General features: G+C 72.8%; 19 protein-coding genes. All 19 read right to left on the reverse strand.

Annotated elements, in window-relative coordinates; genetic code table 11:
- Positions 1-6: 6 nt before the first annotated feature.
- Entirely contained in the window at positions 7-621 is a 615-nt protein-coding gene (locus FGG90_RS06180) for a DNA-3-methyladenine glycosylase (protein ID WP_094129172.1), read from the reverse strand.
- A gap of 7 nt (positions 622-628) precedes the next feature.
- Positions 629-766 (reverse strand): hypothetical protein, encoded by a 138-nt coding sequence (locus FGG90_RS06185; protein ID WP_165771395.1) that lies wholly within the window; start codon positions 764-766, stop codon positions 629-631.
- Complete coding sequence (gene argH, locus FGG90_RS06190; protein ID WP_094129170.1) at positions 763-2,244, reverse strand: argininosuccinate lyase; 1,482 nt, start codon at positions 2,242-2,244, stop codon at positions 763-765. Before argH ends, FGG90_RS06185 begins: the two co-directional genes overlap by 4 nt.
- A 4-nt stretch (positions 2,245-2,248) precedes the next feature.
- Positions 2,249-3,502 (reverse strand): argininosuccinate synthase, encoded by a 1,254-nt coding sequence (locus FGG90_RS06195; protein ID WP_094129167.1) that lies wholly within the window; start codon positions 3,500-3,502, stop codon positions 2,249-2,251.
- 45 nt (positions 3,503-3,547) lie between these two features.
- Positions 3,548-4,471: an ornithine carbamoyltransferase gene (gene argF / locus FGG90_RS06200; RefSeq protein WP_094129164.1), complete on the reverse strand. Its 924-nt coding sequence runs from the start codon at positions 4,469-4,471 to the stop codon at positions 3,548-3,550.
- Between the two features lie 145 nt (positions 4,472-4,616).
- Positions 4,617-5,834 carry an acetylornithine transaminase gene (locus FGG90_RS06205; RefSeq protein WP_094129161.1) on the reverse strand — a complete coding sequence of 406 codons (1,218 nt, stop codon included), beginning with the start codon at positions 5,832-5,834 and terminating at the stop codon, positions 4,617-4,619.
- Positions 5,831-6,742, reverse strand: a complete 912-nt coding sequence (gene argB / locus FGG90_RS06210; RefSeq protein WP_175345450.1) for an acetylglutamate kinase — start codon at positions 6,740-6,742, stop codon at positions 5,831-5,833. Before argB ends, FGG90_RS06205 begins: the two co-directional genes overlap by 4 nt.
- A 23-nt stretch (positions 6,743-6,765) precedes the next feature.
- A complete protein-coding gene (gene argJ, locus FGG90_RS06215) occupies positions 6,766-7,920 on the reverse strand; it encodes a bifunctional glutamate N-acetyltransferase/amino-acid acetyltransferase ArgJ (protein WP_094129155.1) in 1,155 nt (384 codons plus the stop codon).
- Positions 7,917-8,966, reverse strand: a complete 1,050-nt coding sequence (gene argC / locus FGG90_RS06220; RefSeq protein WP_094129152.1) for an N-acetyl-gamma-glutamyl-phosphate reductase — start codon at positions 8,964-8,966, stop codon at positions 7,917-7,919. Before argC ends, argJ begins: the two co-directional genes overlap by 4 nt.
- A 120-nt stretch (positions 8,967-9,086) precedes the next feature.
- Positions 9,087-11,630, reverse strand: coding sequence for a phenylalanine--tRNA ligase subunit beta (gene pheT / locus FGG90_RS06225; RefSeq protein WP_094129148.1), 2,544 nt, complete (start codon positions 11,628-11,630; stop codon positions 9,087-9,089).
- A 2-nt stretch (positions 11,631-11,632) separates the two neighbouring features.
- Positions 11,633-12,670 carry a phenylalanine--tRNA ligase subunit alpha gene (pheS, locus tag FGG90_RS06230; protein ID WP_094129145.1) on the reverse strand — a complete coding sequence of 346 codons (1,038 nt, stop codon included), beginning with the start codon at positions 12,668-12,670 and terminating at the stop codon, positions 11,633-11,635.
- Between the two features lie 120 nt (positions 12,671-12,790).
- A complete protein-coding gene (locus FGG90_RS06235) occupies positions 12,791-13,615 on the reverse strand; it encodes an amino acid ABC transporter permease (protein ID WP_094129141.1) in 825 nt (274 codons plus the stop codon).
- A complete protein-coding gene (locus tag FGG90_RS06240; protein ID WP_086516347.1) occupies positions 13,612-14,259 on the reverse strand; it encodes an amino acid ABC transporter permease in 648 nt (215 codons plus the stop codon). Before FGG90_RS06240 ends, FGG90_RS06235 begins: the two co-directional genes overlap by 4 nt.
- 118 nt (positions 14,260-14,377) lie before the next feature.
- Entirely contained in the window at positions 14,378-15,301 is a 924-nt protein-coding gene (locus FGG90_RS06245; RefSeq protein WP_094129138.1) for a glutamate ABC transporter substrate-binding protein, read from the reverse strand.
- A gap of 157 nt (positions 15,302-15,458) precedes the next feature.
- Positions 15,459-16,247, reverse strand: coding sequence for an amino acid ABC transporter ATP-binding protein (locus FGG90_RS06250; RefSeq protein ID WP_094129135.1), 789 nt, complete (start codon positions 16,245-16,247; stop codon positions 15,459-15,461).
- Between the two features lie 163 nt (positions 16,248-16,410).
- Positions 16,411-17,211, reverse strand: a complete 801-nt coding sequence (locus tag FGG90_RS06255) for a TrmH family RNA methyltransferase (RefSeq protein ID WP_094129132.1) — start codon at positions 17,209-17,211, stop codon at positions 16,411-16,413.
- Positions 17,212-17,273: 62 nt separating this feature from the next.
- Positions 17,274-17,666, reverse strand: coding sequence for a 50S ribosomal protein L20 (gene rplT / locus FGG90_RS06260; RefSeq protein ID WP_063070530.1), 393 nt, complete (start codon positions 17,664-17,666; stop codon positions 17,274-17,276).
- Between the two features lie 47 nt (positions 17,667-17,713).
- Positions 17,714-17,908, reverse strand: a complete 195-nt coding sequence (gene rpmI, locus FGG90_RS06265; RefSeq protein ID WP_012298616.1) for a 50S ribosomal protein L35 — start codon at positions 17,906-17,908, stop codon at positions 17,714-17,716.
- Positions 17,901-18,494 (reverse strand): translation initiation factor IF-3, encoded by a 594-nt coding sequence (gene infC, locus FGG90_RS06270; RefSeq protein WP_081234801.1) that lies wholly within the window; start codon positions 18,492-18,494, stop codon positions 17,901-17,903. Before infC ends, rpmI begins: the two co-directional genes overlap by 8 nt.
- Between the last annotated feature and the right edge of the window lie 166 nt (positions 18,495-18,660).

The following is an 18,660-nucleotide window of genomic DNA, read 5'->3' on the forward strand; positions in this document are numbered from 1 at the left end:
TCAGGCTCAGCGGCGGACCCGCGGGACGTGCGCCCGGTACGGCGAGACCGTCGGGTCGCCGGGGATCCAGAACCGCCAGGGGAAGAGCTCCCCCGACCCTCCGGGACCCGACACCCCGACGCGCGGGCCCGAGGCGGGCAGCGCCAGCGGGACCGCGGGGAGGACCAGGGCGTAGGGCGCCGCGTCGAGGGGCGCCCCGTCGTCGGCCAGCGGGATGCCGAGCGCCACCGCCAGGCGCGCGGGGCCGCGCGCCAGGTCGCGGTCGCGGACGGCCGCGCCTCGACGGATCCGGGCGATGTCCGCTCCCTCGACGACCTCGCCGGCGCGGAGCAGGACGCCCGCGCTCGTGCCCTCGGGCCCGCACACGACGTTCGCGCACGTGTGCATCCCGTAGCTGAAGTACGCGTAGAGGCGCCCGGCGGGGCCGAACATCGTCGCGTTCCGCGCGCGCTTCCCGCGGAAGGAGTGCGACCCCGGGTCCTCGCCGACGCCGCGGTACGCCTCCACCTCCGTGATGCGGACGGAGACGCGGCCCTCCTCGGAATCGCGCGACAGCACGGCTCCCAGGAGGGCGGGCGCCACGTCGACCGCGTCGCCGGCGAGGAGCACGAGGTCGCTCACGCGCGGATCAGATCAGCTCGCCGTTGAGGCTCGCGACGACCACGACGAAGACGAGCACCGCGACGGCCAGGCCGACCACGAGCGGCAGCAGCCATCGGTGACGCGGCTCGGGGCGCTCCGGGCGCCGGCCGTCCGAGAGCGTCATGCGGACGCGCCCCCCGAGGCCGCCGCCCGGCGCTCCGCCACCGCATCCGCCCGGGAGCGGAGCTCGGCGACGCGGCGCACCAGCTCGGCGCGCTGCTCGTCGACGCGGACGCGGGCGGTTCCACCCACCCCGTCCCGGCTCGCCACGGACCCCTCGATGCCCAGCACCTCGCGGACCTCGGGCACGAGGTACGGCGAGACGCCCCGCAGGTCGTCGTCGGAGAGCTGTTCCAGGCCGACGCCGCGCGACTCGGCGAGCTTCACGAGCTCCCCCGTGATCTCGTGCGCGTCGCGGAAGGCCACGCGGTGCTTGACGAGCCACTCGGCCACGTCCGTAGCGAGCGAGAAGCCCTGCGGCGCGAGCTCGGCCATGCGGTCGACGTCGAAGCGGAGGGTCGCGATCATGCCGGTGAACGCCGGCAGCAGGACCTCGAGGGTCTGCACCGAGTCGAACACCGGCTCCTTGTCCTCCTGCAGGTCGCGGTTGTACGCGAGCGGGAGGCCCTTCAGCGTCGCGAGGAGCCCCGCGAGGTTGCCGATGAGCCGCCCCGACTTGCCGCGCGCCAGCTCGGCGATGTCAGGGTTCTTCTTCTGCGGCATGATCGACGACCCGGTCGAGTACGAGTCGCTCAAGGTGACGAACCCGAACTCGCGCGTGTTCCAGAGGATGATCTCCTCGCTCAGCCGCGAGAGGTCGATGCCGACCTGCGCGAGCACGAAGGCGAACTCGGCCACGACGTCGCGGGCGGCCGTGCCGTCGATGGAGTTCTCGGAGCTGCGGGCGAAGCCGAGGTCGCGGGCGACGGCCCCGGCGTCGAGACCGAGGGTCGAGCCCGCGAGGGCGCCGGATCCGTAGGGCGACACATCGGCGCGCGCGTCCCAGTCGGCCAGGCGCTCGAGGTCGCGGACGAGCGGCCAGCAGTGCGCGAGCAGGTGGTGCGCGAGCAGCACGGGCTGCGCGTGCTGCAGGTGCGTGCGGCCGGGCATGATCGCGCCGCCCGCGGCCTCCGCCTGCGCGGCCAGCGCGTCCACCAGCTGCACGAGCATCGCATGGATGGTCGCGGCGTGGTCGCGCAGGTACATGCGCACGAGCGTCGCGATCTGGTCGTTGCGGCTGCGGCCCGCGCGGAGCTTGCCGCCGAGCTCGGGACCGGCGATGTCCATGAGGCCGCGCTCGAGGGCGCCGTGCACGTCCTCGTCGGCCTCGGACGCGACGAGCTCACCCGACGCGACGCGGCCCTCCAGCGTGTCGAGCGCCTGCAGCATGGCCTGCCGCTCCGCGTCCGACAGGTAGCCGGCCGCCGCGAGGGCACGGGCGTGCGCCCGGGATCCGGCGATGTCGTACGGCGCCAGCTGCCAGTCGAAGTGCGTCGAGCGGCTGAGCGCGACGAGCTCGGGCGACGGACCGCCGGCGAAGCGGCCGCCCCAGAGGGCGCCCGCCTCGCCCGCCCGGGAGGACGGATCCGTGCTCTCGGTCATGCGGCTACTCCGCGGCGGGCGCGGACGCGGACGCCGCGTCGTCGGCGGCCAGCGCGGCCTGCTCCACGGCGAGGTCGCGGCGCGCCGAGATCTTGCTCGGCAGCGACCACAGCTCGATGAAACCCTTCGACAGCGACTGGTCGAAGGTGTCGCCCGTGTCGTAGGTGGCCAGGTCGAAGTCGTACAGGCTCGTGTCGCTGCGGCGTCCCGTGACGACCGCGCGACCGCCCCGGAGCGTCATGCGGATGTCGCCGGAGACGTGACGCTGCGAGTCCTCGATGAACGCGTCGAGCGAGCGCTTGAGGCCGGAGAACCAGAGGCCGTCGTAGACGAGGTTCGCCCAGTCCTTCTCGACGCCGCGCTTGTAGCGACCGAGGTCGCGCTCGATGGTGAGGGACTCGAGCTCCTCGTGCGCCTCGATGAGCGTCATGGCCGCGGGGGCCTCGTAGACCTCGCGGCTCTTGATGCCGACGAGGCGGTCCTCGACGACGTCGATGCGGCCGATGCCGTGCGCGCCGGCGGCGGCGTTCAGCTCCTGCACGATGCGCAGCGGCGAGTAGCGCACGCCGTCGATGGCGACGGGGACGCCGGCCTCGAACGTGATGGTGACCTCGGTCGCCTCGCGCAGCACGTCGGGGTCCTGGGTGTACTCGTAGAGGTCCTCGATGGGGCCGTTCCACGGGTCCTCGAGGAAGCCGGTCTCGACCGCGCGGCCCCAGACGTTCTTGTCGATCGAGTACGGGCTCTTCTTGCTCTGCTCGATGGGCAGGTCGTGCTCGTTCGCGTAGACGATGGCCTTGTCGCGCGTGAGGGCGAGGTCGCGGACGGGCGCGATGGAGGTGAGGTCGGGCGCGAGCGCCGCGACGGCGGCCTCGAAGCGCACCTGGTCGTTGCCCTTGCCCGTGCAGCCGTGCGCGACGCTGTTCGCGCCGAGCTCGTGGGCGACGCGGGCGAGGTGCTTGGCGATCAGCGGGCGGCTGAGGCCCGAGACCAGCGGGTAGCGCTTCTGGTAGAGCGCGTTGGCCTTGAGCGCCGGGACGATGTAGTCGTCCGCGAACTCGTCCTTCGCATCCACGACGACGGCCTCGACCGCGCCGCAGTCGAGGGCGCGCTGCCGGATGACCTCCATGTCCTCGCCGCCCTGGCCGACGTCGACCGCGAGGGCCACGACCTCCTTGCCGGTCGCGTCCTTGAGCCAGCCGATGCCGACCGAGGTGTCGAGTCCGCCGGAATATGCCAGTACCACGCGTTCGGCCATGCCGTTCTCCGTTTCCGTTGCTGAGATGTCTGAGGTGTGCGGGCGCTACGCCTGGCGGAGGAGCCAGACGAGCAGGGCCTTCTGGGCGTGCAGGCGGTTCTCCGCCTCGTCCCAGACCACCGATCGCGGGCCGTCGATGACCTCGGAGGCCACCTCGTACTCGCGGTCGGCGGGCAGGCAGTGCAGGAAGATCGCGTCGTCGACCGCGTGCGCCATGAGCTCGGTCGTGACCTGGTACGCGCCGAGCTCGGCGAGCCGCACGGCCTTCTCCTCCTCGCGGCCCATCGACACCCAGGTGTCGGTGACCACGACGTCGGCGCCGGTGACGGCCTCGACCGGATCCGTGAGGACGCGGACCGAGCCGCCGGTGGACGCGGCGATGCGCTCGGCATCCGCCACGACGGACTCCGACGGCACGTAGCCGGGGGGCGCCGCGATGCGGACGTGCATGCCCGCGGTGGCGCCGGCGAGCAGGTAGGACTGCGCCATGTTGCAGGCGCCGTCGCCGAGGAAGGTGAGGGTCTGGCCGGCGGGGTCGCCGCGGTGCTCCCGGATGGTGAGCAGGTCGGCCAGCAGCTGGCAGGGGTGGAAGTCGTCGGACAGCGCGTTGACGACGGGGACCGTCGTGCCCGCGGCCATCTCCTCGAGGCCCGCCTGCCCGTAGGTGCGCCAGACGATGGCGGCGACCTGGCGCTCGAGCACGCGCGCGGTGTCGCTCGCGGTCTCCTTGCCGCCCAGCTGGCTGTTGGCGGTGCTGATGATGAGCGGCACGCCGCCGAGGTCCGCGATGCCGACCGCGAAGGAGACGCGCGTGCGGGTCGAGGACTTGTCGAAGATGACGGCGACGGTCTGCGGGCCGGCGAGGGGCCGCTCGGACCATCGCTCGCGCTTGAGCTGCACCGCCAGATCGAGCACCTCGGCCTGCTCGGCCGGGCTCAGGTCGTCGTCGCGCAGGAAGTGGCGGGTCATCGCATCGCTCGCTCTCGGGGGACTCGGGATCGGTCAAGCCTAGGGGACGTGCGGGGGCCGTCCGGTCCGGCGGCGGCCCCGCGCGGGGGCGCCGGCCGGACGCCGGGCGGGGTGCGGGTCCGCCCCGCTCCCCGCCGCCCGGGGATCAGCGCAGGTGCGCCAGCGCGCGACCGAACCGCTCGCGGAAGTCGCGCACCTCGGCGTCGCCGACGATGAGCGGCGGCGCGATGCGGAGGCTGCGGGCGTTGGGCGCGTTGATGATGAGCCCCTCGCCGAGCGCGGCCGCCGCGATGCGCCCGCCGTCCTCGTGGTGGAGGCCGACGCCGATGAGGAGGCCGCGACCGCGGACCTCGGCGATGAGCGGCGACCCGAGGCCGGTGATGGCGGCGCGGATCTCCTCGCCGCGACGGGCGGCGTTCTCCACGAGCCCCGCGTCCTCGATCTCCGCGAGGACCGCGTTCCCCGCGGCCGTGGCGAGCGGGTTGCCGCCGAACGTGGATCCGTGCTGGCCCTTCTGCAGGAGGTCGGCCGCCGCGTCGAAGGCCACGAGCGCCCCGATGGGGACGCCGCCCGCGATGCCCTTGGCGATGGTGACCGCGTCCGGCCGCACGCCCTCGTGCTCGTAGGCGAACCAGCGGCCGGTGCGACCAACGCCCGTCTGGATCTCGTCGAGGACGAGCAGCGCGCCGTGCTCGCGCGTGAGCTCACGCGCGCGCCGGAGGAAGCCCTCCGGGAGGTCGACGACGCCGGCCTCGCCCTGGATCGGCTCGAGGATGAGCGCCTGGACGGTGTCGTCGATCGCGGCCTCGAGCGCCTCCATCGTGGGCGCGATGTGCTCGACGCCGCCGGGCAGCGGGAGGAACGGCGCCTGCAGCGCCGGCTGCCCGGTGAGCGCGAGCGCCCCCATCGTGCGGCCGTGGAAGGAGCCCTGCAGCGTGATGACGCGCGTGCGCCGCGCGGATCCGTTGCGGCGCGCGAGCTTGAAGGCCGCCTCGTTCGCCTCGGCGCCCGAATTGCCGAAGTAGACGCGGCCCGTGTCGCCCGCGCCCGTGATGCGGCGGAGGCGCTCGGCGAGCGCGATCTGCGGCGGCGTCGCGAAGTAGTTGGAGACGTGCGCGAGCGTCGACACCTGCTCGGTGACCGCGCGGATGAGCGCCGGGTGCGCGTGCCCGAGCGAGTTGACGGCGATGCCGGCGAGGAAGTCGAGGTACTCGCGTCCGGTCGAGTCCCACACGCGGCAGCCCTCGCCGCGCACGAGCATGGCGAGCGGCGGCGGGGACGAGCGCATCATCGCGGCCTGGAAGCGGTCGGACCACTCGCTCTCGGTCTGCGTGGTGCGCCGCTCTGGCTGGGTCGTGGTCATGCGGGCACGACCTCCGTTCCGATTCCGTTCGTGGTGAAGATCTCCAGGAGCATCGAGTGCGGGATGCGGCCGTCGATGATGGCGGCCTTGGGCACTCCGCCGTCGACGGCCTCGAGGCACGCGGCCATCTTCGGGATCATGCCCGACTCGAGCGACGGCAGCAGGGCGCGGAGCTCGTCCGCGCGGATGTCGGAGACGAGCGATCCGCGGTCGGGCCAGTCGCGGTAGAGGCCGGCGACGTCGGTGAGGATGACGAGCTTCTCGGCGCCGAGCGCCACGGCGAGCGCGGCGGCCGCGGCATCGGCGTTGACGTTGAGCGACACGGCGGGATCGGACTCGTCGGGCGCGATGGAGGAGACGACCGGGATGCGGCCCGCGTCGAGCTGCGCGAGCACGGCGGTGGGATCCACGGACACCACGTCGCCCACGAGGCCGAGGTCGACCTCGACGCCGTCGACGACCGCGCCGCGCCGGCGCCCGGTGAACAGGCCCGCGTCCTCGCCGGAGACGGCGGCCGCGAGCGGGCCGTGCGCGTTGATGCCGCGGACGACGTCGCGGCTGACCTGGCCGGTGAGCACCATGCGCACGACCTCGAGGACCTCGGGGGTCGTCACGCGGTATCCCCCGCGGAACTCGCTCTCGATGCCGAGGCGGGTGAGCATCGCGCTGATCTGCGGGCCGCCGCCGTGCACGACGACGGGCCGGAGCCCGGCGTAGCGGAGGTAGACGACGTCCTCGGCGAAGGTGCGCGTGAGCTCCTCGTCGACCATGGCGTTGCCGCCGAACTTCACGACCACGATGCGGTCGTGGAAGCGCTGCAGCCACGACAGCGACTCGATGAGCGTCGCGGCCTTCGACTCGGCCTGCGCCTGGTCGCGCTCCGCGGCGTCCTGCGTGATGGCGGTCACGTCCGTCCCGTCTGCGCCCGCCATCAGCTGGCGTACGCGCTGTTCTCGTGCACGTAGTCGTGCGTGAGGTCGTTGGTGAGGATGGTCGCCGTCGCGTCGCCCGCGTGCAGGTCGATCAGGACGTGCACGGCGCGCGGGTGGAGGTCGACCAGGTCGCGGCTCTCGTGCGGCTCGCCCGCGCGGCACACCTCGACGCCGTTGATGGCGACGTCGATGCCGTAGGGGTCGAACGCGGCGCCCGTCGTGCCGACGGCGGCGAGCACCCGGCCCCAGTTGGGGTCGTTGCCGAACACGGCGGCCTTGAAGAGGTTGCTGCGGGCGACCGCGCGGCCGACCTCGACGGCGTCGTCGTCGGAGGCCGCGTGCACGACCTCGATGGCGATGTCGTGGGACGCCCCCTCGGCGTCGGCCTGCAGCTGCGCGGCGAGGTCCGCGCACACCGCGGTGAGCGCGGCCTGGAACTCGGCGGCGTCGGGCACCACGCCGGATGCCGCCGAAGCCAGGAGCGTGACCTGGTCGTTCGTGGACATGCAGCCGTCCGAGTCGAGCCGGTCGAACGTGACGCGGGTGGCCTCGCGCAGCGCGGCGTCGAGCGCGGCGGCGTCGAGGTCGGCGTCGGTGGTGATCACGACGAGCATCGTCGCGAGTCCCGGCGCCAGCATGCCCGCGCCCTTGGCCATGCCGCCCACGGTCCAGCCGGCGCCGGACGCGCGGACCGACTGCTTGGGCTTGGTGTCGGTGGTCATGATGGCGCGGGCCGCGTCGTCCCCGCCGCCCTCCCCGAGCGCGACGGCCACGCGGGCCACGCCGTCCTCGAGCTTGTCGAGCGGGAGCTGCTCGCCGATGAGGCCCGTGCTGCAGACGAGCACGTCGCCGCTGGAGACGTCGAGCGCGCGGCCGACCGCCTCGGCGGTGGCATGCGTGACCTGGAACCCGCGGGATCCCGTGTAGCAGTTGGCGCCGCCGGAGTTGAGGACGACCGCGCTCACGCGCCCGTCGCTCATGACCTGGCGCGACCAGAGGATGGGGTTCGCCTGGCAGCGGTTGCTCGTGAACACGGCTGCCGCGGCCTGCGACGGGCCGATGTTGCGGACGAGGGCGACGTCGAGCGCGCCCGTGGACTTGAGGCCGGCGGCGACCCCTCCGGCGACGAAGCCGCGTGCGGCGGTGACGCTCACGGGGCCACCCCGTCCACCGGGAGGCCGAGGTGCTCGGGGAGCCCGAGCGCGATGTTGGCGGACTGGATGGCGGCGCCCGCCGTGCCCTTGACCAGGTTGTCGATGGCGGTGACCGAGACGACGCGGCCCGCGGCCTCGTCGACCGCGAGGCCGACGAGAGCGGTGTTCGAGCCCGTGACGTCGGACACGGCCGGGAACGACCCCTCCGGCAGCAGGTGCACGAACGGCTCGTCGGCGTAGGCGGACTCCCACGCGGCGCGCACGTCGTGGGCGGATGCCCCGGGTGCGAGGCGCGCGGTGGCCGTGGCGAGGATCCCCCGCGCCATGGGCACGAGGACGGGCGTGAACGAGACGCTCACGTGCCGGCCTCCCGCCGCCTCCAGGTTCTGGCGGATCTCCGGCGTGTGCCGGTGCGTGCCGCCGACCGCGTAGGCGCTCGCGGATCCGAGGATCTCGCTCGCCAGGAGGTTCGTGCGGAGCGAGCGCCCGGCGCCGGACGGGCCGACCGCGAGCACCGCGACGATGTCCTCCGGCTCGATGACGCCCGCGCGGATGCCGGGCTGCAGCCCGAGCGTGATGGCCGTGACGTTGCAGCCGGGCACCGCGATGCGCTTCACGCCGGAGAGGCGCGTGCGCTGGGTGCCGCCCTCGCCCGCGTGCAGCAGCTCGGGAAGGCCGTAGGGCCAGGCGCCCGCGAAGTCGCCGCCGTAGAAGGCGTCCCACGCGGCCTCGTCGACGAGGCGGTGGTCGGCGCCGCAGTCGACCACGAGCGTGGAGTCGTCGAGCTCGGCCGTGATCGCGCCGGACTTGCCGTGCGGCAGCGCGAGGAAGACGACGTCGTGGCCGGCGAGCTGCCCGGCCGTCGTCTCGACGAACGTGCGGTCGGCGTACGACGTGAGGTGCGGGTGCACCTGGCGCAGCCGCTCGCCCGCGTTCTGGAAGGCGGTGAGCGTCGTGACCTCGAGCTGCGGGTGGCCGGCGAGCAGGCGGAGGAGCTCCCCGCCCGCGTAGCCGCTGGCCCCCGCGACGGCGACTGAGAATGACATGCCTCAAACCTACCGCCGGTGCCGACGGGGCCCCGCCGGGAGAGGGGCGCCGGACGCACGCGCGGGCGGGCCCTCCCTGGGGAGGACCCGCCCGCGCGGACCGGAGCTGCCGCGGGCCCGCTACTCGCGGAGCGCGGCGCCGAAGCGGTCGGCGGCGAGCCGCACGGATCCGTCGCGCGCCTCGCTGGCCTCGGCCGCGGTGAGCGTGCGGTCGGGAGCCCGGAAGCGGAGCGCGAACGTGAGCGAGCGGGTGCCCGCATCCACGCCCGGGCCGCGGTAGTCGTCGACGAGCCGCGCGGTCTCGAGCAGGTCGCCCGCGCCCTCGACCACCGTGCGGAGGATCTCCCCGGCCGGGATCTCGAGCGGCACGACGAGGCTGAGGTCCTGCGTGGCGACGGGCATCGAGGTGAGCGTGCGCACCTCCACGGTGCCGCCGGCGAGCGCGACGACCCGGTCGAGGTCGACCTCGGCGAGCGCGACGCGCTCGGGCAGGTCGAGCTCGGCCGCGAGCGCGGGCAGGAGCTCCCCCGCGAATCCGACGATGACCGGCCCGTCCGCCGTGACGACCTCGACCGCGGCCGTGCGGCCCGGGTGCATGGCGCCGTGGACGCCCTGTTCGAAGCGGATCTCGACGCCCACCGCGTGCGCGAGCTGCCGGACCGCGTCGAGCGCGTCGACGAGCCCCGCGCGCTGCGCGGGCGTGCCCGGCTGCTTGGGCACGGCGTCGCCGAGGATCAGCACGCCGAGGTGCCGCGGCTGCGGCGGGATGCCCGCGTCGAGCGCGCGCAGCGTCTCCGCGTCGGGACGGGCGGCGCCCGGGGGCATCTCCGGGGACCCGTACGCGACGCCCGCCGACGGCAGGAACACCGTGCCGGTCTCGAAGAGCGCCAGGTCGGTGGCTCCGCGCGACAGGTTGCGCCGCGCGATGTCGACGAGCCCGGGCAGCAGCGAGCGCCGGAGCAGCGGGAAGGCGACGTCGAGCGGGTTGGCGAGCCGGACCGCGGGGGCGTCGTCGCGGTCGGCCGCGCCGAAGCGCGCGTTCTGCGCCTCCGACGCGAAGGGCGAGCCCATGACCTCGGTGAGCCCGCTCGCGGCGAGCGCGATGGAGGCCTGGCGACGGAAGCGCTGCGCCGTCGTGAGCCCGCGGCCGGGGGGCGCGACGGGCAGCACGGCCGGGATGCGGTCGTAGCCGACGATGCGCGCGACCTCCTCCACGAGGTCCGCGCGGTGGCGCAGGTCGGGACGCCACGTGGGGGGCGTGACGAGGAGGACGCCGTCGCGCTCCTCGAGCGCGCAGCCCACGTCGGCGAGCGCGTGGCGCACCTCGTCGGCGGTGTAGTCGACGCCCACGAGCGACGCGGGGTAGCCGAGCGGCAGCTCGATGGCGGCGGGCGGCGCGGTCGTGTCGAGGATCGAGCCGAGGCCCTCCGCGTGCCCGCCGGCGAGCTCCTCGAGGAGCTGCACGACGCGCGCCGCGGCGGCGGGCGCGATCGCCGGGTCGACGCCGCGCTCGAAGCGCTTGGACGCCTCGCTCGGCAGCTTGTGGCGACGGGCCGTGCGCGCGATGGAGACCGGCTCGAAGCCGGCCGCCTCGATCAGCACGCGCGTGGTGCCCGCGCCGACCTCGGTGGACGCCCCGCCCATGACGCCCGCGAGCCCGACGGGCCCGGAGTCGTCGGCGACGACGAGGTCCTCGACGTGGAGCGCGCGCTCGCGCCCGTCCAGCGTCACGAGCGTCTCGCCCTCGGCGGCGCGACGCACGACGAGACCGCCCTGCAGCCGGTCGAGGTCGTACGCGTGGATGGGCTGGCCGAGCTCGAGCATGACGTGGTTGGTGACGTCGACCACGAGCGAGATGGAGCGGACGCCCGCGAGCGTGAGCCGCGACACCATCCACGGCGGCGTGGGCCGCGACACGTCGAGGCCGGAGACGACGCGCGTGACGAAGACGTCGGCGCCGACGCGGCCGCGGATCGGGGCGGCGTCGTCGACGCGCACCTCGACGCCCTGGACGGGCGCGTCGGCCGCGAGCAGCGCGAGCGCGTCGGCGGGGTCGGTGAACCGGGCGCCCGTGGCGTGGGCGTACTCGCGGGCGATGCCGCGGATCGAGAACGCGTAGCCGCGGTCGGGAGTGACGTTGACCTCCACCGCGCGGTCGTCGAGGTGCAGGAGCGCGAGCGCGTCGGTGCCGACCTCGGGGTCGAGGCCGAGCGAGGAGAGCACGAGGATGCCGTCGTGCTCCTCCCCCAGGCCGAGCTCGCGCGCCGACGCGATCATGCCGTCGGACACGTGGCCGTAGGTCTTCCGCGCGCTGATGGGGAACGGGCCGGGGAGCACCGCGCCGGGCAGGCTCACCACGACCTTGTCGCCTACACGGAAGTTGTGCGCGCCGCAGACGATGCCGCGCACGTCCCCGCCGCCGTCGGCCGCCGTGGCGCCCTCGGGCGCGACGCGGACGGAGCACCAGTTGATGGTCTTGCCGTTGGTCTGGGGCTCGGGGGTCGCCTCGAGCACCTGCCCGACGACGACGGGGCCGGAGATCGAGAACGCGTGCACGTCCTCCTCCTCGAGGCCCACCTGGACGAGGGCGGCGTGGACGTCCTCGGGCGCGACGCCCGCGGGGAGCTCGACGTGCTCGCCGAGCCAGCTGATCGGGATCCTCACGACTACACCACCATCCCGAACTGCGCGCCGAACCGGATGTCGCCCTCGACGATGTCGCGCATGTCGGAGAGGTCGTTGCGGAACATGAGGGTGCGCTCGGTGCCCATGCCGAACGCGAAGCCCTGGTACTCGTCGGGGTCGATGCCCGCCGAGCGCAGCACGTTCGGGTTCACCATGCCGCAGCCGCCCCACTCGATCCAGCGGGGTCCGCCCGCGGCGGCCGGGTGCCAGACGTCCATCTCGGCGCTCGGCTCGGTGAAGGGGAAGTAGTTGGGGCGGAGCCGGATGCGCGCGTCCTCCCCGAACATCGACCGCGCGAAGTGCTCGAGCGTGCCGCGCAGGTGGGCCATGGTGAGGCCGCGGTCGATCGCGATGCCCTCGACCTGGCGGAACGCCGGCGTGTGGGTCGCGTCGAGCTCGTCGCTGCGGAAGGTGCGGCCCTGCGCGATCGTGTAGACCGGCAGCGCGTCGGCGAGCAGCGTGCGGATCTGCACGGGCGACGTGTGCGTGCGGAGCACCAGGTGCGCGTCGGTCGGATCCACGTAGAAGGAGTCCTGCATCGCGCGCGCCGGGTGGTCCGGCGGGAAGTTGAGCGCGTCGAAGTTGAACCACTCGCTCTCGAGCTCGGGGCCCTCGTTCACCTGCCAGCCCATCCCGACGAAGATGTCGGCGATGCGCTCCTCGAGCATGGTGAGCGGGTGGCGGGCGCCGGCCCGCCAGCGGCTCGGGAGCGCGGTGACGTCGACGGCCTCGGCGACGAGGCGCTCGGCGGCCTCCTGCTCCTGGATCTCCGCCTCGCGCGCCTGGAACGCCTGCGTGACGCGGGCGCGCGACTGGCCGACGAGCTTGCCGGCGTCCTTCCGCTCGGCGGGCGGCAGCGAGCGGAGCGATCCGTTCAGCCGGGCGAGCGGCGAGGCCTCGCCGATGTGGGCGGAGCGCGCCTGCGTGAGCGACGCGGAGTCGGTGGTCGCGGCGAGCGCGGCCATCGCCTCGTCCACGGCGGAGGCGACGCTCTCCTCGGAGATCTGGGGTTCGGACATGAGGCCCGAGTCTACCGATCGGACGGGACGCGACCCGCCCCGGCGAGGACGCACGACGGGCCCGCCGCGCGCACGCGACGGGCCCGTGACGGGTGGCGGGGAGAGCGCCCCGCGGAGCGGCTAGGCCCCCTGCGAGGTCCCGACCGCGACGGTCTTCGCGACGCGCGGTCCGCGCTTGCGGGCGAGGCGCCGCGCGATGGTCGACACCGTGAGGTTGAGCACGAGGTACATGCCCACCATCACCACGAAGATCGGCAGCGAGTTGGCGCGGCTCGTGGCCTCGAGGATCAGCTCGCCCTGCTTCGTGAGGCCGACGAGGCTCACGATGGTGCCGAGCGCGGTGTCCTTGATGAGCACCACGAGCTGGGCGACGATGATCGGCAGCATCGTGCGGAACGCCTGCGGGAACTCGACGAGCAGCCGGTTCTGCAGCGGCCGCAGCCCGATGGCGAGGCCCGCCTCGCGCTGGCCGCGCGGCAGCCCGAGGATGCCGGAGCGCAGCGCCTCGCCGATGATCGCGCCGTTGTAGAGCGCGAGCGCCGTCACCACCGACCAGTACGGGCCGATGGGGAAGATCAGGTAGATGAACAGCATCATCAGCAGCACCGGCATGCCCCGGAAGAACTCGAGCACCACCGTGACGGCGTAGCGCACGACCCGGTGCTCGCTCATCCGGAGGAGGGCCAGCACCATGCCGAGGAGGATCGCGAGGACGGCGGCGACCGCGGCCGACTGGAGGACCACCCACAGCCCCTGCAGGAGCAGGCCCCACACGAGCGGGTCGTTGAGCACGAGCCAGCGCTCGGCGCTGAACTGGCCGGCCTGCTGCAGCTTCACGGCGGCGAAGGCGAGCACCGCCACGAGGACGACGCCCGTGACGACGGAGAGGATGCGCGACCGCCGGCGGGCGCGGGGCCCGGGGACGTCGTAGAGGACCTGGCTCATCGGGAGACCGCCACTCGCTTCTCGAGGTGGTCCGCCAGCTGGCCGAGCGGGACCGTGATGATGAGGTAGAAGAACGCGACGCCCACGAACACCCAGACGACCGCGTTCCCGTTGGCGTTCGCGACGTCGCGGCCCACGTTGAACAGCTCGTAGATGAAGTACGCGCCCGCGATGGACGTGTTCTTCGTGAGCGCGATGACCACGTTGATCAGCGGCGGCACGACCGTCCGGAGCGCCTGCGGCAGGATCACGTGCCCGAGCGTCTGCGAGAACGTCAGCCCGATGCTCCGCGCGGCCTCGGCCTGGCCGACCGGCACGCTGTTGATGCCCGAGCGGATCGCCTCGGCGAAGAACGGCGCCGTGTAGAGCGTGAGCGCGAGCACCGCGGCCGTCATGAACGGCAGCGCGCCCGAGATCGACGTGATCACGACGCTGAAGAACGTGAAGACGAGGAGCAGCGGCGTGTTCCGCAGCAGCTCGACGTACACGGTGGAGGTGGCGCGGAGGCTCGCTACGGGCGAGATCCTCATCGCGGCGATCACGACCCCGAGCGGGAGGGCGAACAGCACGGTGAGGCCGAGCAGGCGCAGCGTGCCGCCGAAGCCCCGCAGGAACACGTCGAGATTGTCGAGGATCACGTCCACGGCACACCTCCTGGATGATGCGTCCGGCGGACCGGACGACGGGCGGATCCGGGCGCTCGGGCACCCGGACGAGGGAGGGTCCCGCGCGCGCGGTCAGCGCACGCGGGACCCGGTGGGACTAGTAGCGGTCGATCGCCGGCGGCTGCGGCGTCTCGATGACCGTGCCGGCCGTCGCCTCGAACAGGCGCGCCCAGGTGCCGTCGTCGTAGGCCTCCTGCAGCGTGTCGTTGATGAAGGTGCGGAAGGCCTCGTCGTCCTTGGCGACGCCGATGCCGTAGGGCTCCTCGGTGAAGGTCTCGCCGTCGCCGACGAGCTTGAACTCGCCCTCGTTCTGGTCGATGAAGCCGGAGAGGATCACGTTGTCGGTCGTGACCGCGGACACCTGGCCGTTGCGCAGCGGGTCGAGGCACTTGCTGTACACGTCGGTCGGCACGACGACCGCGCCGAACGTGGCCTCGATGTTCGCGGCGGGAGTGGATCCGGCGACCGAGCAGACCTGCTTGCCGCGGACGTCCTCCGGCGTCTTGATGGTCGTGTCGTCCGCGAGCACCATGAGCGCCTGGCCGGCGACGTAGTACGGTCCCGCGAAGCCCACGACCTCCTTGCGCTTGTCGTTGATCGTGTAGGTCGCCACGACCGCGTCGACCGAGCCGTTCTGGATGAAGGGCTCGCGGTTGGCGGACACCGTCTCCGTGAAGTCGATCCCGTCGAACGGGATGCCCATCTTGCTGGCGACGAGCGCCGCGATGGCGACGTCGAAGCCGGCGGGCTTGCCGTCGAGGCCCGCGAGGCCGAAGAGCGGCTGGTCGAACTTGGTGCCGACCTTCATCTCGCCGGCCGCCGCGAGGCGCGCCATCGTGGTGCCCTCGTCGAAGGTCGGGTTCTCCGCGAGCTCGAGCTTGTACGGGCCGTCGCCGTTCTCGGGGGCGTTCGTGCCGGCGTCGACGCCGCCGCCGGACGCGCTGCCCGGGGTGCCGCAGCCGGTGAGGCCGACGACGACCGCGGCGGCCGCCGCGAGGATGGTGAGGTTCCTGTGCTTCATGGTTCCCGTTTCTCTGCTGGTGAGGTGGATGACGGATGCGACGTGTCGCGCGTGGTGCGGGTCGTGCGGTGGTGCGGGTCGTGCGGGCGCCCGGACGCGCCTGCCTCGGCGGCGTCCGGATGCGGCGGACGGGCGGCTCGGGCGGCCCGTCCGCGCGTCAGTGGGCGAGGATCTTCGAGAGGAAGTCCTGCGCGCGCGGGCTCTGCGGGTCGTCGAAGAACGCCTGCGGGGTGGTGTCCTCCTCGATGGCGCCGTCGGCCATGAAGATCACGCGGTCCGCCGCCTTGCGCGCGAAGCCCATCTCGTGGGTGACGACCATCATCGTCATGCCGTCCTTGGCGAGGCCGACCATGACGTCGAGGACCTCGGTGATCATCTCGGGGTCGAGCGCGGAGGTGGGCTCGTCGAGGAGGATCAGCTTCGGGTCCATCGCCAGCGCGCGGGCGATGGCGACGCGCTGCTGCTGGCCGCCGGAGAGCTGGGCGGGCATCTTCTGCGCCTGGTTCGCGACGCCGACGCGGTCGAGGAGCTCCATCGCCCGCTTCTCCGCCTCGGCCTTGCCCTTCTTGCGCACCTTGATGGGGCCGAGGGTCACGTTCTCGAGCACGGTCTTGTGCGCGAAGAGGTTGAAGGACTGGAACACCATGCCGACGTCGGCGCGGAGGCGCGCGAGCTCGGCGCCCTCGGACGGCAGGTCCTCGCCGTCGATGGTGATGGTGCCGTCGTCGATGGTCTCGAGGCGGTTGATCGCGCGGCACAGCGTGGACTTGCCGGACCCGCTGGGGCCGATGACGACGACGACCTCGCCGCGGTTCACCGTGGTCGAGATGTCCTTGAGGACGTGGAGGTCCCCGAAGTGCTTGTTGACGTGGGATACGACGACCAGGGGCTCGCCGACCGCTGCTGCGGCGGGCGAGGCGGGGTCCGCCGTCGGGCTCTGCTCCATGCGAACACCATATCCATGACGGTGTTTCGTCCGCGTTTCCGCAGGGCATCGTCACCCCATCGTGACGCGCCTGCGGCGTTTCCGCCGATCAGGCGGGGTCGGCGCGCTCCGCGGGGAACCGATCGGACGTCAGGCGTCCGGATGGCGGACCGGACGCTCCCGCTCAGGAGCGCTGCGCGAACGCCGACTCGTAGAGGCAGACGGACGCGGCGGTCGCGAGGTTCATCGACTCCGCCTGGCCGTAGATCGGGACGACGACGGCGCGGTCCGCCAGCGCGAGGTGCTCGTCCTGGAGGCCCCTGGCCTCGTTGCCGAACAGCCACGCGGTGGGGCCGTCGAGGCCGCCCGACGTGCGCTCGGCGAGGAGGTCGTCGCCCTTCACGTCGGCGGCGAGGACCTGCAGGCCCTCCGCCTTCACCCGCTCGAGCACGGCGTCGAGCTCGGGCATGATCGCGACCGGCAGGTGGAAGAGCGATCCGGTCGTGGCGCGCACGACCTTCGGGTTGTAGAGGTCGACGGACCTCCCGGTGAGCACGACCGCATCGGCTCCCGCGGCGTCGGCCGCGCGGATGATGGTGCCCGCGTTGCCGGGATCGCGCACCTCCTCGAGGATCGCGATGAGGCGCGGCCCGTCGCCGAGGATCTGCTTGAGCGAGGTGGGGAACTGCCGGCACACGCCCACGACGCCCTGCGGCGTGACGGTGTCGGCCATCGCCGCGATGACGTCCTCCGTGACGAACTCGAGCTCGACGTCCGACTCGCGGACGGCGCGGGCGAGGTCCGGGTAGCGGTCGAGCGCCGTGGGCGTCGCGAAGAGCTCCTGCACGAGGTCGGGACGGAAGGCGAGCGCCTCCGAGACGGCCTGCGGCCCCTCGAGCAGGAAGAGCCCGGTGTCGGCACGGGCGTCCCGCTTCGCGAGCTTGGCGACGCCACGGACGCGGGGGGAGCGGGGGTTGTCGAGCATGGCCCAAGACTAATGGCGCGCCCCCGAGCGGGGACGCGCCATCAGCGGTGGAGCGGGAGGTGCTAGGCGTTCGCCGCGACCTTGGGGGCCGAGGTGTTCGCGGGCAGCGCGGCCTTGGCCGTCTGGACGAGCGAGGCGAAGGTCGCGGGCTCGTGGACCGCGAGGTCCGCGAGGATGCGACGGTCGACCTGGACGCCGGCGAGCGAGAGGCCCTGGATGAGGCGGTTGTACGTGAGGCCGTTCGCACGGGCGGCGGCGTTGATGCGCTGGATCCAGAGGCGACGGAACTCGCCCTTCTTGGCGCGGCGGTCGCGGTACGCGTAGACGAGGGAGTGGGTGACCTGCTCCTTGGCCTTGCGGTACAGGCGCGAGCGCTGGCCGCGGTATCCGGCGGCGCGCTCGAGGATGACCCGACGCTTCTTGTGGGCGTTGACGGCCCTCTTGACTCTTGCCATTTCAGTTGTTCCTATTCGAGTTCAGGTGTCGCGGGCGACGAGGGGGTCTAGCGACCGAGGAGCTTCTTGGCGACCTTCATGTCGGCCTTGGCCAGGGGCTGGTCCTGGTTGAGTCGCGCCTTGCGCTTGGAGGACTTGACCTCGAGGTTGTGGCGCATGCCGGCCTGCTGCTTCATGATCTTGCCGCTGCCGGTGACCTTGAAACGCTTCTTGGCACCCGAGTGGGTCTTCTGCTTAGGCATTGTTCTCTTCTCTCGCTTCTCGTGCGCTCGCCTTGTTGGCGTCGCGCTTCGCGTTGGCCTCGGCCTTGGCCTCGGACTTGTTCTTGTGCGGTCCGATGACCATGACCATGTTCCGGCCGTCGATCGTGGGGGTGGACTCGACGCTGCCGAACTCGGCGACGTCCTCCGCGAACATCTTGAGCAGGCGCACGCCCTGGTCGGGACGCGACTGCTCGCGGCCGCGGAACAGGATCATGGCCTTGACCTTGTCGCCGTCCTGGAGGAAGCCCTCGGCGCGCTTGCGCTTGGTCTCGTAGTCGTGCTTGTCGATCTTCAGGCGGAAGCGCACCTCCTTGAGGATGGTGTTCGCCTGGTTGCGACGCGCTTCCTTGGCCTTCTGCGCGGCCTCGTACTTGAACTTGCCGTAGTCCATGATCTTCGCCACGGGGGGCTTGGAGTTGGGCGCGACCTCGACGAGGTCGAGGTCGGCTTCCTGCGCGAGACGCAGCGCGACGTCGATGGATACGACGCCGACCTGCTCGCCTGCTGGGCCAACGAGGCGAACCTCAGGAACTCGGATTCGATCGTTGGTACGGGGATCGCTGATGGACTGCTCCTATTCGTGTCTTCGGGTGGCCCGGCGGCGCGTGAGCCGCTCGGATTCGAGACGAGGAGAGTTCTTCACCAGGGTGCGACGGATCCGTCGTACTCGGCAACACGCCCGTTCCCCGCCGAGGCGGGGCTCCCGTCCGCGGGTTCCCCTGCGGGATCCG

It is taken from the genome of Clavibacter michiganensis subsp. tessellarius (assembly GCF_021922985.1).
Classification (GTDB): Bacteria; Actinomycetota; Actinomycetes; order Actinomycetales; family Microbacteriaceae; genus Clavibacter; species Clavibacter tessellarius.

Bases quoted from the DNA above. Each gene is read 5' to 3' on its own strand.
- pheS (WP_094129145.1), bottom strand. From the start codon at position 12,670: ATGTCCGAACCCCAGATCTCCGAGGAGAGCGTCGCCTCCGCCGTGGAC.
- rplT (WP_063070530.1), bottom strand. From the start codon at position 17,666: ATGGCAAGAGTCAAGAGGGCCGTCAACGCCCACAAGAAGCGTCGGGTC.
- argC (WP_094129152.1), bottom strand. From the start codon at position 8,966: ATGTCATTCTCAGTCGCCGTCGCGGGGGCCAGCGGCTACGCGGGCGGG.
- rpmI (WP_012298616.1), bottom strand. From the start codon at position 17,908: ATGCCTAAGCAGAAGACCCACTCGGGTGCCAAGAAGCGTTTCAAGGTC.
- FGG90_RS06250 (WP_094129135.1), bottom strand. From the start codon at position 16,247: ATGGAGCAGAGCCCGACGGCGGACCCCGCCTCGCCCGCCGCAGCAGCG.
- FGG90_RS06205 (WP_094129161.1), bottom strand. From the start codon at position 5,834: ATGACCACGACCCAGCCAGAGCGGCGCACCACGCAGACCGAGAGCGAG.
- FGG90_RS06185 (WP_165771395.1), bottom strand. From the start codon at position 766: ATGACGCTCTCGGACGGCCGGCGCCCGGAGCGCCCCGAGCCGCGTCAC.
- FGG90_RS06255 (WP_094129132.1), bottom strand. From the start codon at position 17,211: ATGCTCGACAACCCCCGCTCCCCCCGCGTCCGTGGCGTCGCCAAGCTC.
- FGG90_RS06195 (WP_094129167.1), bottom strand. From the start codon at position 3,502: ATGGCCGAACGCGTGGTACTGGCATATTCCGGCGGACTCGACACCTCG.
- FGG90_RS06235 (WP_094129141.1), bottom strand. From the start codon at position 13,615: ATGAGCCAGGTCCTCTACGACGTCCCCGGGCCCCGCGCCCGCCGGCGG.
- argH (WP_094129170.1), bottom strand. From the start codon at position 2,244: ATGACCGAGAGCACGGATCCGTCCTCCCGGGCGGGCGAGGCGGGCGCC.
- argF (WP_094129164.1), bottom strand. From the start codon at position 4,471: ATGACCCGCCACTTCCTGCGCGACGACGACCTGAGCCCGGCCGAGCAG.
- FGG90_RS06245 (WP_094129138.1), bottom strand. From the start codon at position 15,301: ATGAAGCACAGGAACCTCACCATCCTCGCGGCGGCCGCCGCGGTCGTC.